Genomic DNA, 14,490 nt, shown 5'->3' with positions numbered 1-14,490 from the left:
AGGGGGGACCCTGTGGGAGAGTAGGACGCCGCCGAACAATTATTGTGGGAAAGCCCCGCACCTTATGGTGCGGGGCTTTTCTGCGTTCCGGACCCGTGTGGGCTCTCCTGTAGGGTCAGGGTGCATCGTTCAACATTTCTCACGTCAGTGGAGGCCCCCGGGTGGAGGTCCAGGAGACTCGGGTTCAGACCGACCGAATTTTCACCATTCCGAACATCCTGAGCATGGCTCGCCTGGCCGGTGTGCCCCTGTTCCTGTGGCTGATCCTCGCCGAGCACGACGGGTGGGCTCTGGCCGTCCTCATGCTGAGCGGGATCAGTGACTACCTGGACGGGAAGCTCGCCCGGCGCTGGAACCAGATCAGCAATCTCGGCCGGCTCCTGGATCCGGCCGCGGACAGGCTCTACATCCTGTCCACGCTCTTCGGGCTGACCTACCGGGAGATCCTCCCCCTGTGGCTGACCGGAGCCCTGCTGGCCCGTGAGCTGATGCTGCTGGTCATGGTGTGGATCCTGCGCCGCCACGGGTACCCGCCGCCGCAGGTGAACTTCCTCGGCAAGGCCGCGACCTTCAACCTGATGTACGCGTTCCCGTTGCTGCTGCTCAGTGACGGCACGGGCTGGTTGGCCTGGACGGGGTCAGTTTTGGGATGGGCGTTCGCAGGATGGGGTACAACCCTCTATTGGTGGGCAGGAGTGCTGTACGTGGTGCAGGTCCGCCGTCTCGTCAAGGCGGATCCCACGGCCGATTGAGCTCGCTCAGCGCCGGATGACGCGGAGCAATTGCCGAGTCACCGTCCGGAACGGGTGAGGTCGGCGAGATCGTCGTCTCCCAAGGAGGACTCTTCCGACATGAAGGCCGTCGTGATGGCCGGCGGCGAGGGCACACGCCTTCGCCCAATGACCTCGAGCATGCCCAAGCCGCTCCTGCCGGTGGCCAACCGGCCGATCATGGAGCACGTGCTGAGGCTGCTCAAGCGGCATGGGCTCAGCGAGACCGTGGTCACCGTTCAGTTCCTGGCGTCGCTCGTCAAGAACTACTTCGGTGACGGCGAAGAGCTCGGTATGGAGCTCACCTATGCCAACGAGGAGAAGCCACTCGGGACCGCCGGCAGCGTGAAGAACGCCGAGGAGGCCTTGAAGGACGATACGTTCCTCGTGATCTCCGGCGATGCGCTCACCGACTTCGACCTCACCGATCTCATCCGGTTCCACAAGGAAAAGGGCGGACTCGTCACCGTCTGCCTGACCCGGGTCCCCAACCCGCTGGAATTCGGCATCACCATCGTCGACGAGGAGGGCAAGGTCGAGCGCTTCCTGGAGAAGCCGACCTGGGGACAGGTGTTCTCGGACACCATCAACACCGGCATCTACGTGATGGAGCCGGAGATCTTCGACTACGTCGAAGCGGACACCTCCGTCGACTGGTCCGGTGACGTCTTCCCCCAGCTCATGAAGGAAGGCCGGCCGATCTACGGCTACGTGGCCGAGGGCTACTGGGAAGACGTCGGCACCCACGAGAGCTACGTCAAGGCCCAGGCCGACGTGCTCGAGGGCAAGGTCCAGGTCGACATGGACGGCTTCGAGATCTCGCCCGGCGTGTGGATCGCCGAAGGCGCCGAGGTCAGCCCCGACGCGGTGCTCCGCGGTCCCCTGTACATCGGGGACTACGCCAAGGTCGAGGCCGGCGTCGAGATCCGCGAGCACACCGTCGTCGGCTCGAACGTCGTCGTCAAGAGCGGCGCCTTCCTCCACAAGGCGGTCGTCCACGACAACGTCTACATCGGACCCCACAGCAACCTCCGCGGCTGCGTGATCGGCAAGAACACCGACATCATGCGGGCCGCACGGATCGAGGACGGCGCCGTCATCGGCGACGAGTGCCTGGTCGGCGAGGAGTCGATCGTCCAGGGGAACGTCCGCGTCTACCCCTTCAAGACGATCGAGGCCGGCGCCTTCGTCAACACCTCGGTCATCTGGGAGTCCCGCGGCCAGGCCCACCTCTTCGGAGCGCGCGGCGTCTCCGGGATCCTGAACGTGGAGATCACCCCCGAGCTGGTCGTCCGGCTCGCCGGGGCCTACGCGACGACCCTGAAGAAGGGCGCGATCGTCACCACCGCCCGAGACCACTCCCGAGGCGCGAGAGCACTCAAGAGGGCCGTGATCTCGGCGTTGCAGGCCAGCGCCATCAACGTGCGCGACCTGGAGAACGTACCGCTGCCCGTTGCGCGGCAGCAGACCGCACGCGGCAGCGCGGGCGGGATCGTGCTGCGGACCTCGCCCGGAGTGCCGGACTCGGTCGACATCATGTTCCTGGACGAGCGGGGAGCCGACCTCTCGCTGCAGCAGCAGCGCAAGCTGGACCGGGTCTACGCCCGCCAGGAGTACCGGCGCGCGTTCCCCGGCGAGATCGGCGACCTCCAGTTCCCCGGCAGCGTCTTCGACGCCTATACCGGCTCGCTCCTGCGCCGGGTCGACATCACCGGGATCGGCGACGCCGGACTCAAGGTGGTCGTGGACGCCTCCAACGGAAGCGCCGGCCTCGTCCTGCCCAGCCTCCTCGGCCGTCTCGGCGTGGACGCCCTGACGATCAACCCGGGGCTCGACGAGTCCAGGCCGACCGAGACCACCGAGTCCCGGCGGGCCGGGCTGGTGCGGCTCGGCGAGATCGTCGCCTCCGCACGGGCCGCCTTCGGCGTGCGCTTCGACCCGGTGGGCGAGCGGATCTCCCTGGTCGACGAGCGCGGGCGGATCATCGAGGACGACCGGGCCCTGCTGGTCCTGCTCGACCTGGTCGCCGCGGAGAAGCGCAGCGGCAAGGTCGCGCTGCCGGTGACCACGACGCGGGTCGCCGAGCAGGTGGCCGCGTACCACGGCACGCAGGTGGAGTGGACCACGACCTCTCCCGACGACCTGACGCGGGTCGGCCGGGCGGAGAACACCATCTTCGGCGGCGACGGCCGGGGCGGCTTCATCGTCCCCGAGTTCGGCAGCGTCTTCGACGGGTCGGCCGCGTTCGTCCAGCTGCTCGGCCTCGTCGCGCGGACGCAGCTCACGCTGAGCCAGATCGACGCCCGGATCCCCCGGGCCCACGTGCTCAAGCGGGACGTGCCGACTCCGTGGGCCGTCAAGGGGCTCGTCATGCGACGGGTCGTGGAGGCGGCCGGAGACCGGCAGGTGGACACCACCGACGGCGTGCGGGTCGTCGAGGCGGACGGCCGCTGGGCGCTGGTCCTCCCGGACCCGGCCGAGGCCGTCACCCACCTGTGGGCCGAAGGCCCCGACGACGCTTCGGCGCAGGCTCTGCTCGACGAGTGGGCGGCCGTGGTGGACGGCGGTCAGTGACCGCCGCGGAGTGATCCGCGTACGAACGAAGTCCGGCGGGCCGGGTACGGGAACAGCTCCGTACCCGGCCCGCCGGACGCATTGGGTGTGTGCGCTGCCGACATGCGACGATGTGGGGCATGTCGCAGCCGCCTCACCACCGGACTCCGGCGTCCCCGCCCGCGCGCCCGGACGCCTCCATGTCGCTGCTGACCCATGTGATGGACCACAGCCTCGACGAGGGGTACGCGCAGGCATCGGCGCGGCGCGAGGCGGACGGCACGGCAGGACTGCCGCGCACACTGAAGGCGAAGCTGGGGCTCGCGGCCGGGCTCGTCCTCACCGCCCTCGTCGTGACGCTCGGCGCCGCCGAGGCGCGGATGTCCGCGCCGGTACTGGCCAAGGAGCGGCACGAACTGATCGACCGGGTGGAGCGGGCCGATGAGCGCGCGGACGGTCTGGAGCGGGACATCGAGCGGCTGCGGACGGACGTCGCGGACCGCCAGCGCGCCGCACTGAAGCAGCCCGGTGGCGGGCAGGGGGAGCTCGTCGCGCTGCTGTCCGGTGCCACCGAGGTGCGCGGGCCCGGGATCAAACTGGTCGTGGACGACGCGAAGGGCTCCTCGTCGAGCGGCGGGGGACCGCGCGAGAGCGCGGGCTTCTCCGACACCGGCCGGCTCCGCGACCGCGACATGCAGAAGATCGTCAACGGCCTGTGGCAGTCCGGGGCGGAGGCCGTCTCGATCAACGGGCAGCGGCTGACCGAACTGTCGGCGATCAGGGCCGCGGGCGACGCGATACTGGTCGACAACAGACCTCTGGTACCGCCGTACGAGGTCTTGGCGGTGGGGGACAAGAAGCGCCTCGGCACCGCCTTCCAGGACTCGGCGGACGGACAGTACCTGCACGTGCTGCAGGAGAACTACGGAATCCGCTCCACCCTGTCCCCGCAGGACGAGGTGCGGCTGCCGGCCGCGTCGAGCCTGACCGTGCGGACAGCCACAGCAGCAGAGCAGCAGAAGGGTGCATCGTGATCGCGGTACTGGGCCTCGTGGTCGGAGTGGTGGTCGGACTTCTGGTCCGGCCCGAAGTGCCGGCCGTGGTGGAGCCTTATCTGCCGATCGCCGTCGTGGCGGCGCTGGACGCGGTGTTCGGCGGTCTGCGCGCGATGCTGGACGGCATCTTCGTGGACAAGGTCTTCGTCGTGTCGTTCCTGTCGAACGTGGTGGTGGCCGCGCTGATCGTCTTCCTGGGCGACAAGCTGGGCGTCGGCTCGCAGCTGTCCACCGGCGTGGTCGTGGTCCTCGGCATCCGCATCTTCTCCAATGCCGCGGCCATCCGCCGGCACGTGTTCCGGGCGTGAGGCCGATGAGTACGAACGACACCCCGCCCGAGCGTCCCGAGGGACCCGGCGGAGCCGGTGCCCCCGGCGGCCCGGTGCCGCCGCACGTACCGCCCGTGCAACCCGCCGTGCCCGTACCGCCTGCACCGCCTGCACCGCCGGTGCAGCCGACGCAGCCCGTGCAGCCCGCCCATCCGGTGCGGCCCGCGGCGCCCGTCGGGCCTGCGCAGCCGTCGGCGACCCCGCCTCCGCCGCCCGCGGCGTCCGCGCCGCCGACGCCGCCGGAGGCCCCCGAGCAGACCGGACGGCAGCGGCTCGCGGCCGGGTTGTGGCCGCCGCGGGCGAGCCGGGCCCAACTGATCGTCGCGCTGCTGCTGTTCGTCCTCGGGCTGGGCCTGGCCATCCAGGTGCGGTCCAACAGCGACGAGAGCGCCCTGCGCGGGGCCCGTCAGGAGGACCTCGTACGCATCCTCGACGAGCTCGACGGGCGGACCAAGCGCCTGGAGGACGAGAAGCAGCGGCTGGAGGACCAGCGCAAGGAACTGGAGAGCAGCTCCAACCAGGCGGAGGAGGCCCGCAAGCAGACCGTGGAGAAGGAGCGCCAACTCGGCATCCTGGCCGGTACGGTGGCTGCGCAGGGGCCGGGGATCACGCTGAAGATCACCGATCCCACCGGTCAGGTGCAGTCCGACCAGCTGCTGGACACGCTCCAGGAGCTGCGGGCGGCCGGCGCCGAGGCGATCCAGATCAACGGGACCCGCATCGTGGCGGGCACGTACTTCTCGGACGAGGACGGCGGGGTCGCGATCGACGGCAAGAAGATCACACAACCCTACGAGTTCAAGGTGATCGGCAAGCCCCAGGACCTGGAGCCCGCGCTCAACATCCCCGGCGGCGTCGTCCAGACACTGGAGAAGGAGCAGGCCGCCGTCGCCGTCACGCGGTCGGCGAAGATCGTTGTGGACGCCTTGCGGGCGGCGAAGCAGCCTGACTACGCTCGGTCGTCATCACCATGAGATGCGGTGAGGAGCGGACCGGCTCACGCGGGCGGAAGCCTGCGGGGGGTCGGCGCACCGAAGTCGCGGTGCGTGGTGGAAACTGTCTGGTGGTTACGGACGTTGTGAGTATGTCCGGGTCGGCAGGTGTGTGCATTCGGAGTTCGTCCTGCCCCACGGGCGGGTCTGTTTCGGTCAAGGGGAATCGCCCGTGAAGTTGTTTGAGAAGTTGTTCGGCAAGAAGAACCGCGAGGAAGGCGGCTCGGCGCGCCATCGCGCCGGGCACGGTGACGCAGAGGGACAGGGCGACCGTCCGCTCTTCCGTGACGAGGTCGGCGGGGCGAGGGACAATTCGGGCGCGTACGGCGCGTCGGCTGTTGACCCCGCTGGTACCGGACGCATAGGTTTCGGTGAACCATCAACCTCAAGTGCGGGTGGAGGGTTTGCCCCCGACCCGTATGCCACCAGTGCCTCCGCGGGGCAGCCGCGGCGCGAGGAGCCGTCCATGTCGGCCGAGCAGGTTTGCAGCAGGTGCGGGCACCGCAGCGATGCGGCCAGCCGCTTCTGCTCCAACTGCGGGGCGCCGCTGCGGGCGGGTCTGACGCCGGAGCGCGCCTCGGAGACCACGTCCACCATCTCGATCTCGGGCCTGGAGGCCTACGAGGCCGAGGTGTCGGGCCAAACGCACGTGTCGTCCTCGCTGTCCCCCGAGGCCCAGGCCGCGGTGGAGGCCCTGCCGCCCGGTTCCGCCCTGCTCATCGTTCGGCGCGGTCCCAACTCCGGCAGCCGCTTCCTGCTGGACGGCGAACTGACCACGGCCGGCCGGCACCCGCAGAGCGACATCTTCCTGGACGACGTCACCGTCTCCCGGCGCCATGTCGAGTTCCGCAGGAGCCAGGACGGCGGGTTCACCGTGGCCGACGTCGGCAGCCTCAACGGCACGTACGTGAACCGGGAACCGATCGAGTCCGTCGCCCTGCAGAACGGCGACGAGGTGCAGATCGGCAAGTACCGGGTGGTTTTCTACGCAAGCCTGCGGGGCATCTGACCCTTCCCCGGACCGCGTCCGGGGGTTCAGGAAAGGTCCCATGTTGCGCACCCCGACAGGCGGTGCCGGAAACGGCACCGCCGCCTCGGCCGGGCGGCTGGTGAGCATCGGCACGGTGCTCTCCACGCTGCGTGACGAGTTCCCCGAAGTCACGATCTCGAAGATCCGCTTCCTGGAGGCGGAGGGCCTGGTCGAGCCGACGCGCACTCCGTCCGGGTACCGAAAGTTCAGCTCCGGGGACGTGGAGCGCCTCGCCCACATCCTGCGGCTGCAGCGCGACCACTACCTGCCCCTGAAGGTCATCCGCGACCAGCTCGACGCCCTTGCACGCGGGGAGCAGATCCGCATCCCGGCGCCGACGGCGCACCGCGAGCCCGGCGACGCGGCCGAGCCCGGAAGTCCGGCGGTCGTCTACGGAGAAGTCGGCCGCGAACGGCCCACGGCGCCGCGCATCGGCCGGGCGGAACTGCTCGCTGCCGCCGACGTGGACGAGGTGCAGCTCGTCGAGTGGGAGTCGTACGGGCTGCTGGCCGAGGCCCCGGGCGGCGGATTCGACGCCGAGGCCGTCACCGTGGCCCGTCTGGTGGCCGATCTGGGCCGGTTCGGGCTGGAGCCGCGCCACCTGCGTGCCATGAAGGCCGCCGCGGACCGCGAGGCGGGGCTCGTCGAACAGGTGGTGGCACCGTTGCGCCGGCACCGCAACCCGCAGACCCGGGCGCACGCGGAGGCCACGCTGAAGGAGCTCGCGGGGCTGTCCGTACGGCTCCACGAGGCGCTCGTTCAGACCGCTCTCGGGGTCCGCCTGTAGGGACCGAGGGGGGCCCGACTACCCAAACCGGCTGGGCAGGTCCTAGGGTTACTGTGTGAACGAGCTCGACGTTGTGGGTGTCCGGGTGGAAATGCCCTCCAACCAACCGATCGTGCTCCTGCGTGAAGTGGGAGGCGATCGGTACCTCCCCATCTGGATCGGTCCAGGGGAGGCGACCGCCATTGCCTTCGCGCAGCAGGGCATGGCCCCTGCCCGGCCGCTGACGCACGACCTGTTCAAGGACGTGCTGGAAGCGGTCGGCGAGGAGCTCACCGAGGTCCGGATCACGGATCTGCGGGAGGGCGTCTTCTACGCGGAGCTCGTCTTCGCCAGCGGGGTCGAGGTGAGCGCGAGGCCGTCCGACGCCATAGCGCTGGCCCTGCGGACGGGGACGCCGATCTACGGCAGTGACGGCGTGCTCGACGACGCCGGAATCGCCATTCCCGACGAGCAGGAGGACGAGGTGGAGAAGTTCCGCGAGTTCCTCGACCAGATCTCGCCCGAGGACTTCGGCACCGGCCCGCAGTAGGGCGCAGGCCGCGTCGTCCACGGGGAAGTGCCGGCCCATTCGATGAGCCCTTCCCGGCAATCGGATACGGGAAACCACTCTCAGGGTGATTATCACTCGGCGTGCCGAGTGTGGCGATCGTTGACGCACCCCTGGTGACTGCCTACCTTCAAGGTGGGCAGGTCAAGGACGGAGGGTCGGCGTGAGGATCACGGGCGACGGTACGACCGGGGGCATCCCCGTACGGAGTGACGGCGGACCGTACCCGCTTTACGGCAGCACGGTGGGGTCCGCGCGACGTCAGCCGGAGTCCACGCCGGTCGCACCGGTGGGCGACGCCCCGGTGCCCGAGGAGGTCGGCTACCGCGGGCCCACGGCGTGCGCCGCGGCCGGGATCACCTACCGGCAGCTCGACTACTGGGCCCGGACCGGGCTGGTGGAGCCCAGCGTGCGGGCCGCCTACGGGTCGGGCACGCAGCGGCTGTACAGCTTCCGGGACGTGGTGGTCCTCAAGATCGTGAAGCGCCTGCTGGACACCGGTGTGGCGCTCCAGAACATCCGCACGGCCGTACAGCACCTGCGGGACCCCCAATTCGCGGACCTGGAGCGGACGACGCTCATGAGCGACGGCGCCTCCGTGTACGAGTGCACCTCGCCGGACCAGGTCGTGAGCCTGCTCCAGGGCGGTCAGGGCGTCTTCGGCATCGCCGTGGGCGTCGTGTGGCGGGACGTGGAGAGTGCGCTGGGGCAGCTGCACGGGGAGCGGGTGGCCACGGGCGAGACCGTCGTCGGCCACCACCCGGCGGACGAGCTGGCGGCCCGCCGCAACCGGGCCGTGTGAGCCCGGCCTGAGCACGTACGGCCGTTCCGGCGGGCGCGGGGCCCTGAGGGGGCTCCGCGCCCGCCGGCCGTTGCGGCCCGGCCGCGGGCGCCCCGGAACCGGTTCCCGGGATTGTCAGAGGCGTAGGGCAGCATCGGGGGCGTGAGAGCCGCGCCAACCATCCTGCACCTGGACATGGATGCCTTCTACGCCTCCGTGGAGCAGGCGTCGAAGCCGAGCCTGCGGGGCAAGGCCGTGATCGTCGGAGGGCTCGGTCCGCGCGGGGTCGTCGCCACCGCCTCGTACGAGGCGCGGCGCTTCGGGGTGCACTCGGCCATGCCGATGGCGCAGGCCCGGCGGCTCTGCCCGAACGGTGCCTGCCTGGTCCCGCGCTTCAGCCTCTACCGCGAGGTCAGCGACGTGGTCATGGCCCTGCTGCGGGAGCTGTCGCCGCTGGTGGAGCCGCTGAGCCTGGACGAGGCGTTCGTGGACCTGGAGGCGGGCGGCGTCGCCTTCGACGCCCGCAGCGCCCGGGAGACGGGCGAGCGGCTGCGCGCGGACATCAGGGCGGCCACGAGCCTGAGCGGGTCGGTGGGACTGGCCGGATCGAAGATGCTGGCCAAGGTGGCGTCCGAGGAGGCCAAGCCGGCCGGGCTGTTGCTGATCGAGCCGGGGACCGAGCGGGAGCTGCTCGCGCCGATGTCCGTACGGACCCTGCCCGGGGTGGGCCCGGCGACCGGGGAACACCTGCGCCGGGCCGGGATCACCACTGTGGGCGAACTGGCGGAGGCCGGGGAGGACGAGCTGGTGCGGATGGTCGGGCGCGCGCACGGCGCCGGCCTCCACCGGATGGCCCTGGGGCTGGACGACCGGCCGGTGGTCGCCGAGCGGGACGCGAAATCGGTGTCGGTCGAGGACACCTTCGACGTGGACCTGCACGACCGGGTCCGCATCCGCACCGAGGTGCAGCGGCTCGCGGACCGGTGCGTGCGCAGGCTCCGGGAGTCCCGGCACTCGGGCCGCACGATCGTGCTGAAGGTGCGCCGGTTCGACTTCTCGACCCTCACGCGCTCGGAGACGCTGCGCGGGCCCACCGACGACCCCGGGGTGGTGCGGGAGGCCGCGGCGCGGCTGCTGGAGGGCGTGGACACCACGGGCGGGGTGCGGCTGCTCGGGGTGGGGGTCACGGGGCTGGCGGACTACACGCAGGAGGACCTGTTCGCCCAGGCCGCCGCGACGCTCGCCGCCGAGGGGGACGGGCGGGCCGGGGACCCGCCCGACGGGGCGGCGGAGGGTTCGGCGGGGCCGTCGGAGGCCGGCGCCGCCGCGCCGGAGGCGCCTGCCTCGGGGAACGCCGGGCCGGCCGTCCCGCCCGGGCCGCCGGGGGAGGCGGAGGCCGCCGCCGAGCGGCGCTGGGCGCCCGGGAACGACGTACGGCACGCCGTCCACGGGCCGGGGTGGGTGCAGGGCAGCGGGGTCGGGCGGGTGACCGTACGGTTCGAGCGGCCCGGGTCGGCCCCCGGCCGGGTGCGCACCTTCCGGGTGGACGATCCCGAGCTGGAGGCGGCCGATCCGCTGCCGCTGGTGGGGGAGCCGGTGGAGGAGGGGCCGGGCAGGGCCTGAGGGGCGCCCGGGCCGGCCGGGGAGGGGCGGCGGTCAGCCGTCGTCGCCCGCCAGCCGGCCGAAGTCGCGCGGCTGCTCCGGGGGCGGGGGCGCCTGGTGGAACTCGGAGGGGAGGGTCACGTCCAGGCCGTAGTGGTGGTAGAGCTGCAGCTCCTGTTCGGGGGAGAGGTGGCGGCCGACGCCGAAGTCGGGGGCGTCCTTGATCAGGGAGCGGTCGAACGGGACGCGCAGGGCGTCCCCGACCAGCTCGCTCGGCTCCAGCGGGACGAAGGCGTCCCGGCTGAACAGGCCCGTCCGTACGGCGGCCCATTCCGGGACGCCGGTGGCGTCGTCGAGGTAGACCTCGTCGATGGTGCCGATCTTGCTGCCGTTCCGGTCGAACGCCTTGCGGCCGATCAGGCTGCGCGGATCGATGTCGGTCTGCACGGTCCCTCCACTTGGTCGCAACTCCTCCGTAATGACTACAGAAGTGCATATTGGGAGTCGAGGCCACTCGGGGAGGCCCCGGAACGGCGCTGGTAGGCTGGGTGGCGGCTGTCGACCCTGTGCGGGAGAGTCCTCCGAATGAGCTCGCCGGAGGCGCCGAAGGAGCAAATCCTCCCCGGAATCTCTCAGGCATACGTACCGCACGGACGAGGCCACTCTGGAAAGCAGGAGCGGGAACCGGGCGCGCAGTGCCGGTCCCTCTCCTCACCGACGGTGAAAGCCGGAGCTCGAGGGCGATCCCCACGACTCCGGTGAAACTCTCAGGTTGAGATGACAGAGGGGGAGGCCGTCCGGGTGCCCGCGCCGTGGTGCCCCTCGCAGGTCATACGACCAGGAGGCCTCCGTACATGACCGCCAACCGCATTCCGCTCTCCCAGCTTGAGCGAGGCATCCCCTTCGAGCAGCGCCACATCGGCCCGGACGCCGGGGCGCAGGCGAAGATGCTCGCCCAGGTGGGCTACGGCTCCCTGGACGAACTGACCGCCGCCGCGGTACCGGATGTGATCAAGACCGCCGAAGCGCTGAACCTGCCCGAGGCGCGGACCGAGGCCGAGGTGCTGGCCGAGCTGCGGTCGCTCGCCGACCGCAACCAGGTCCTCACCCCCATGATCGGTCTCGGCTACTACGGGACCTTCACGCCGCCGGTGATCCTTCGCAACGTCATGGAGAACCCGGCCTGGTACACGGCGTACACCCCGTACCAGCCGGAGATCTCGCAGGGCCGTCTGGAGGCGCTGCTGAACTTCCAGACCGTCGTCGCCGACCTGACCGGTCTGCCGACCTCGGGCGCCTCGCTGCTCGACGAGGGCACGGCGGCCGCCGAGGCCATGTCCCTGGCCCGCCGCGTCGGCAAGGTCAAGGGCGGCGTCTTCCTGATCGACGCCGACGCGCTGCCGCAGACCATCGCCGTGATCGAGACCCGCGCCGAGCCCACGGGCGTGGAGATCGTCGTCGCCGACCTCTCCGACGGCATCCCGGCCGAGATCGCCGAGCGCGGCGTGTTCGGCGTGCTGCTCCAGTACCCGGGTGCCTCCGGCGCCGTCCGCGACATCAAGCCGGTCATCGACCAGGCGCACGGGCTCGGCGCCGTCGTCACCGTCTCGGCCGACCTGCTCGCCCTGACCCTGCTGACCTCGCCGGGCGAGCTGGGCGCGGACATCGCGGTCGGCACCACCCAGCGCTTCGGCGTCCCGATGGGCTTCGGCGGACCGCACGCCGGCTACATGGCCGTCCAGGCCAAGCACGCCCGCTCGCTCCCGGGCCGCCTCGTCGGCGTCTCCGTGGACGCGGACGGCAACAAGGCGTACCGCCTGGCCCTGCAGACCCGCGAGCAGCACATCCGCCGCGAGAAGGCCACCAGCAACATCTGTACCGCGCAGGTGCTGCTCGCCGTCATGGCCGCCATGTACGCCGTCTACCACGGCCCGGACGGCCTGCGGACGATCGCCCGCCGGACGCACCGCTACGCCGCCCTCCTCGCCGCGGGCCTGCGGGCCGGCGGGGTCGAGATCGTCCACGGCTCGTACTTCGACACCCTCACCGCGCGGGTTCCCGGCCGGGCCGACGAGGTCGTCGCCGCCGCCCGCGAGGGCGGGGTCAACCTGTACCGCGTCGACGCGGACCTCGTCTCCCTCTCCTGCGACGAGACCACCCTGCGCGCCGACGTCGAGGCCGTCTGGGCCGCCTTCGGCGTCAGCGCCGACATCGAGGCGCTCGACGCGACCACGGCCGACGCACTGCCCGAGGCCCTGCTGCGCTCGGACGAGGTCCTCACGCACCCGGTCTTCCACCAGCACCGCTCCGAGACCGCGATGCTGCGCTACCTGCGCAAGCTCTCGGACAAGGACTACGCGCTGGACCGCGGCATGATCCCGCTGGGCTCCTGCACCATGAAGCTCAACGCCACCACCGAGATGGAGGCCGTCACCTGGCCCGAGTTCGGCCAGGTGCACCCGTTCGCCCCGGTGGAGCAGGCCGAGGGGTACCTCACGCTCATCACCGAGCTGGAGGAACGTCTCTGCGAGGTCACCGGCTACGACAAGGTCTCCATTCAGCCCAACGCGGGCTCGCAGGGTGAGCTGGCCGGTCTGCTGGCCGTGCGCGCCTACCACCGCGCCAACGGCGACGAGCAGCGCACCATCTGCCTCATCCCGTCCTCCGCGCACGGCACGAACGCCGCCAGCGCCGTGATGGCCGGCATGAAGGTCGTCGTCGTCAAGACGGCCGACGACGGCGAGGTCGACGCGGCGGACCTGCGGGCGAAGATCGAGCAGTACCGCGACGAGCTCGCCGTACTGATGATCACCTACCCCTCCACGCACGGTGTGTTCGAGGAGCACGTCGCCGACATCTGCGCCCAGGTGCACGACGCCGGTGGCCAGGTCTACGTGGACGGCGCGAACCTCAACGCCCTGGTGGGCCTGGCCAAGCCGGGTCACTTCGGCGGCGACGTCTCGCACCTGAACCTGCACAAGACCTTCTGCATCCCGCACGGCGGCGGCGGTCCGGGCGTCGGCCCGGTCGGTGTCCGGGCGCACCTGGCCCCGTACCTGCCGAACCACCCGCTGCAGCCGACCGCCGGCCCCGAGACGGGCGTCGGCCCGATCTCCGCCGCGCCGTGGGGCTCCGCGGGCATCCTGCCGATCTCGTGGTCGTACGTGCGCCTGATGGGCGGCGAGGGCCTCAAGCGCGCCACCCAGGTGGCGGTGCTCGGTGCCAACTACATCGCCAAGCGCCTGGAGCCGCACTACCCGGTGCTGTACACGGGCCCCGGCAACCTGGTCGCGCACGAGTGCATCATCGACCTGCGCCCGCTGACGAAGACCACCGGCGTCAGCGTGGACGACATCGCCAAGCGCCTGATCGACTACGGCTTCCACGCGCCGACCATGTCGTTCCCGGTCGCCGGAACGCTGATGATCGAGCCGACGGAGTCCGAGGACCTCGCCGAAATCGACCGCTTCTGCGACGCGATGATCGCCATCCGTGCCGAGATCGAGCGGGTCGCGGGCGGCGAATGGCCGCTGGAGGACAACCCGCTGGCCAACTCCCCGCACACGGCGGCGGCGCTGGGCGGCGAGTGGAACCACCCGTACACCCGTGACGAGGCGGTCTTCCCGGCCGGGGTCACGGCCGCGGAGAAGTACTGGCCGCCGGTCCGCCGCATCGACGGTGCGTTCGGTGACCGGAACCTGGTCTGCTCCTGCCCGCCGCTGGACGAGTACGACAACTGACGCCAGGCGCCGACAAGGGGCCGGTCCGGGATCTCCTCCCGGGCCGGCCCCTTCGTCGTTGCCGCGGCGGGTCAGGCCGCCTTCATCACCTGGGCGGCCGCCAGCGGGCGGTGCGGGGCGATGATCCTGCCGTCGGGCAGCAGCTCCCCGGTGTCCTCGAAGAGCAGGACTCCGTTGCACAGCAGGCTCCAGCCCTGTTCCGGGTGGTTCGCCACGGGGTGCGCGGCCTCCCGGTCGGCGGAGTCGGCTGACGGGCAGGCTGGCTGGTGCTGGCACATGGATGCGTTCTTTCGCTGCGGTGTGG

The 14,490-nt window shown here is 71.1% G+C and carries 13 protein-coding genes and 2 riboswitches; of the genes, 11 read left to right on the top strand and 2 right to left on the bottom strand.

Annotated elements, in window-relative coordinates; translation table 11 throughout:
* Nucleotides 1-161 precede the first annotated feature (161 nt).
* The 10 genes from ACZ6S8_RS24575 (at nucleotide 162) to ACZ6S8_RS24530 (ending at nucleotide 10,467) form a co-directional block, all read left to right on the top strand.
* The gene (locus tag ACZ6S8_RS24575; protein ID WP_383913437.1) at nucleotides 162-752 is read left to right on the top strand and encodes a CDP-alcohol phosphatidyltransferase family protein; all 591 of its coding nucleotides are present in this window, start codon (nucleotides 162-164) and stop codon (nucleotides 750-752) included.
* Nucleotides 753-851: 99 nt separating this feature from the next.
* Entirely contained in the window at nucleotides 852-3,344 is a 2,493-nt protein-coding gene (locus tag ACZ6S8_RS24570; protein ID WP_469459063.1) for a sugar phosphate nucleotidyltransferase, read from the top strand.
* A gap of 110 nt (nucleotides 3,345-3,454) precedes the next feature.
* Entirely contained in the window at nucleotides 3,455-4,357 is a 903-nt protein-coding gene (locus tag ACZ6S8_RS24565; protein ID WP_469459086.1) for a DUF881 domain-containing protein, read from the top strand.
* On the top strand, nucleotides 4,354-4,686 hold the full coding sequence (locus ACZ6S8_RS24560; RefSeq protein ID WP_112452698.1) for a small basic family protein: 333 nt from the start codon (nucleotides 4,354-4,356) through the stop codon (nucleotides 4,684-4,686). Before ACZ6S8_RS24565 ends, ACZ6S8_RS24560 begins: the two co-directional genes overlap by 4 nt.
* A 5-nt stretch (nucleotides 4,687-4,691) precedes the next feature.
* Nucleotides 4,692-5,681, top strand: a complete 990-nt coding sequence (locus ACZ6S8_RS24555; protein WP_469459061.1) for a DUF881 domain-containing protein — start codon at nucleotides 4,692-4,694, stop codon at nucleotides 5,679-5,681.
* Between the two features lie 82 nt (nucleotides 5,682-5,763).
* On the top strand, nucleotides 5,764-6,708 hold the full coding sequence (locus ACZ6S8_RS24550) for an FHA domain-containing protein (RefSeq protein WP_469459085.1): 945 nt from the start codon (nucleotides 5,764-5,766) through the stop codon (nucleotides 6,706-6,708).
* A 40-nt stretch (nucleotides 6,709-6,748) separates the two neighbouring features.
* A complete protein-coding gene (gene ftsR, locus ACZ6S8_RS24545) occupies nucleotides 6,749-7,516 on the top strand; it encodes a transcriptional regulator FtsR (RefSeq protein WP_469459059.1) in 768 nt (255 codons plus the stop codon).
* 55 nt (nucleotides 7,517-7,571) lie between these two features.
* Nucleotides 7,572-8,045 carry a bifunctional nuclease family protein gene (locus ACZ6S8_RS24540; protein ID WP_007262890.1) on the top strand — a complete coding sequence of 158 codons (474 nt, stop codon included), beginning with the start codon at nucleotides 7,572-7,574 and terminating at the stop codon, nucleotides 8,043-8,045.
* A gap of 181 nt (nucleotides 8,046-8,226) precedes the next feature.
* Entirely contained in the window at nucleotides 8,227-8,865 is a 639-nt protein-coding gene (locus ACZ6S8_RS24535; protein ID WP_469459057.1) for a MerR family transcriptional regulator, read from the top strand.
* A gap of 141 nt (nucleotides 8,866-9,006) precedes the next feature.
* Entirely contained in the window at nucleotides 9,007-10,467 is a 1,461-nt protein-coding gene (locus ACZ6S8_RS24530; protein ID WP_469459055.1) for a DNA polymerase IV, read from the top strand.
* Nucleotides 10,468-10,500: 33 nt separating this feature from the next.
* On the opposite strand, the gene ACZ6S8_RS24525 is transcribed toward ACZ6S8_RS24530, so the two are convergent.
* Complete coding sequence (locus ACZ6S8_RS24525; protein ID WP_267725983.1) at nucleotides 10,501-10,893, bottom strand: PRC-barrel domain-containing protein; 393 nt, start codon at nucleotides 10,891-10,893, stop codon at nucleotides 10,501-10,503.
* Nucleotides 10,894-11,005: 112 nt separating this feature from the next.
* Nucleotides 11,006-11,104, top strand: a riboswitch (glycine riboswitch).
* Nucleotides 11,105-11,240: riboswitch (glycine riboswitch) on the top strand.
* Between the two features lie 60 nt (nucleotides 11,241-11,300).
* Here ACZ6S8_RS24525 and gcvP point away from each other — a divergent pair.
* Nucleotides 11,301-14,186 carry an aminomethyl-transferring glycine dehydrogenase gene (gcvP, locus tag ACZ6S8_RS24520; protein WP_469459053.1) on the top strand — a complete coding sequence of 962 codons (2,886 nt, stop codon included), beginning with the start codon at nucleotides 11,301-11,303 and terminating at the stop codon, nucleotides 14,184-14,186.
* Between the two features lie 71 nt (nucleotides 14,187-14,257).
* Here the strand turns inward: gcvP and ACZ6S8_RS24515 are convergent, their stop codons facing one another.
* Nucleotides 14,258-14,464, bottom strand: a complete 207-nt coding sequence (locus ACZ6S8_RS24515; protein ID WP_385778455.1) for a DUF5999 family protein — start codon at nucleotides 14,462-14,464, stop codon at nucleotides 14,258-14,260.
* Nucleotides 14,465-14,490 lie beyond the last annotated feature (26 nt).

The organism is Streptomyces sp. NPDC048461 (assembly GCF_055587105.1).
Note: the sequence above shows the minus strand (reverse complement) of the source record. Positions and strands in the feature narration are given on the sequence as shown.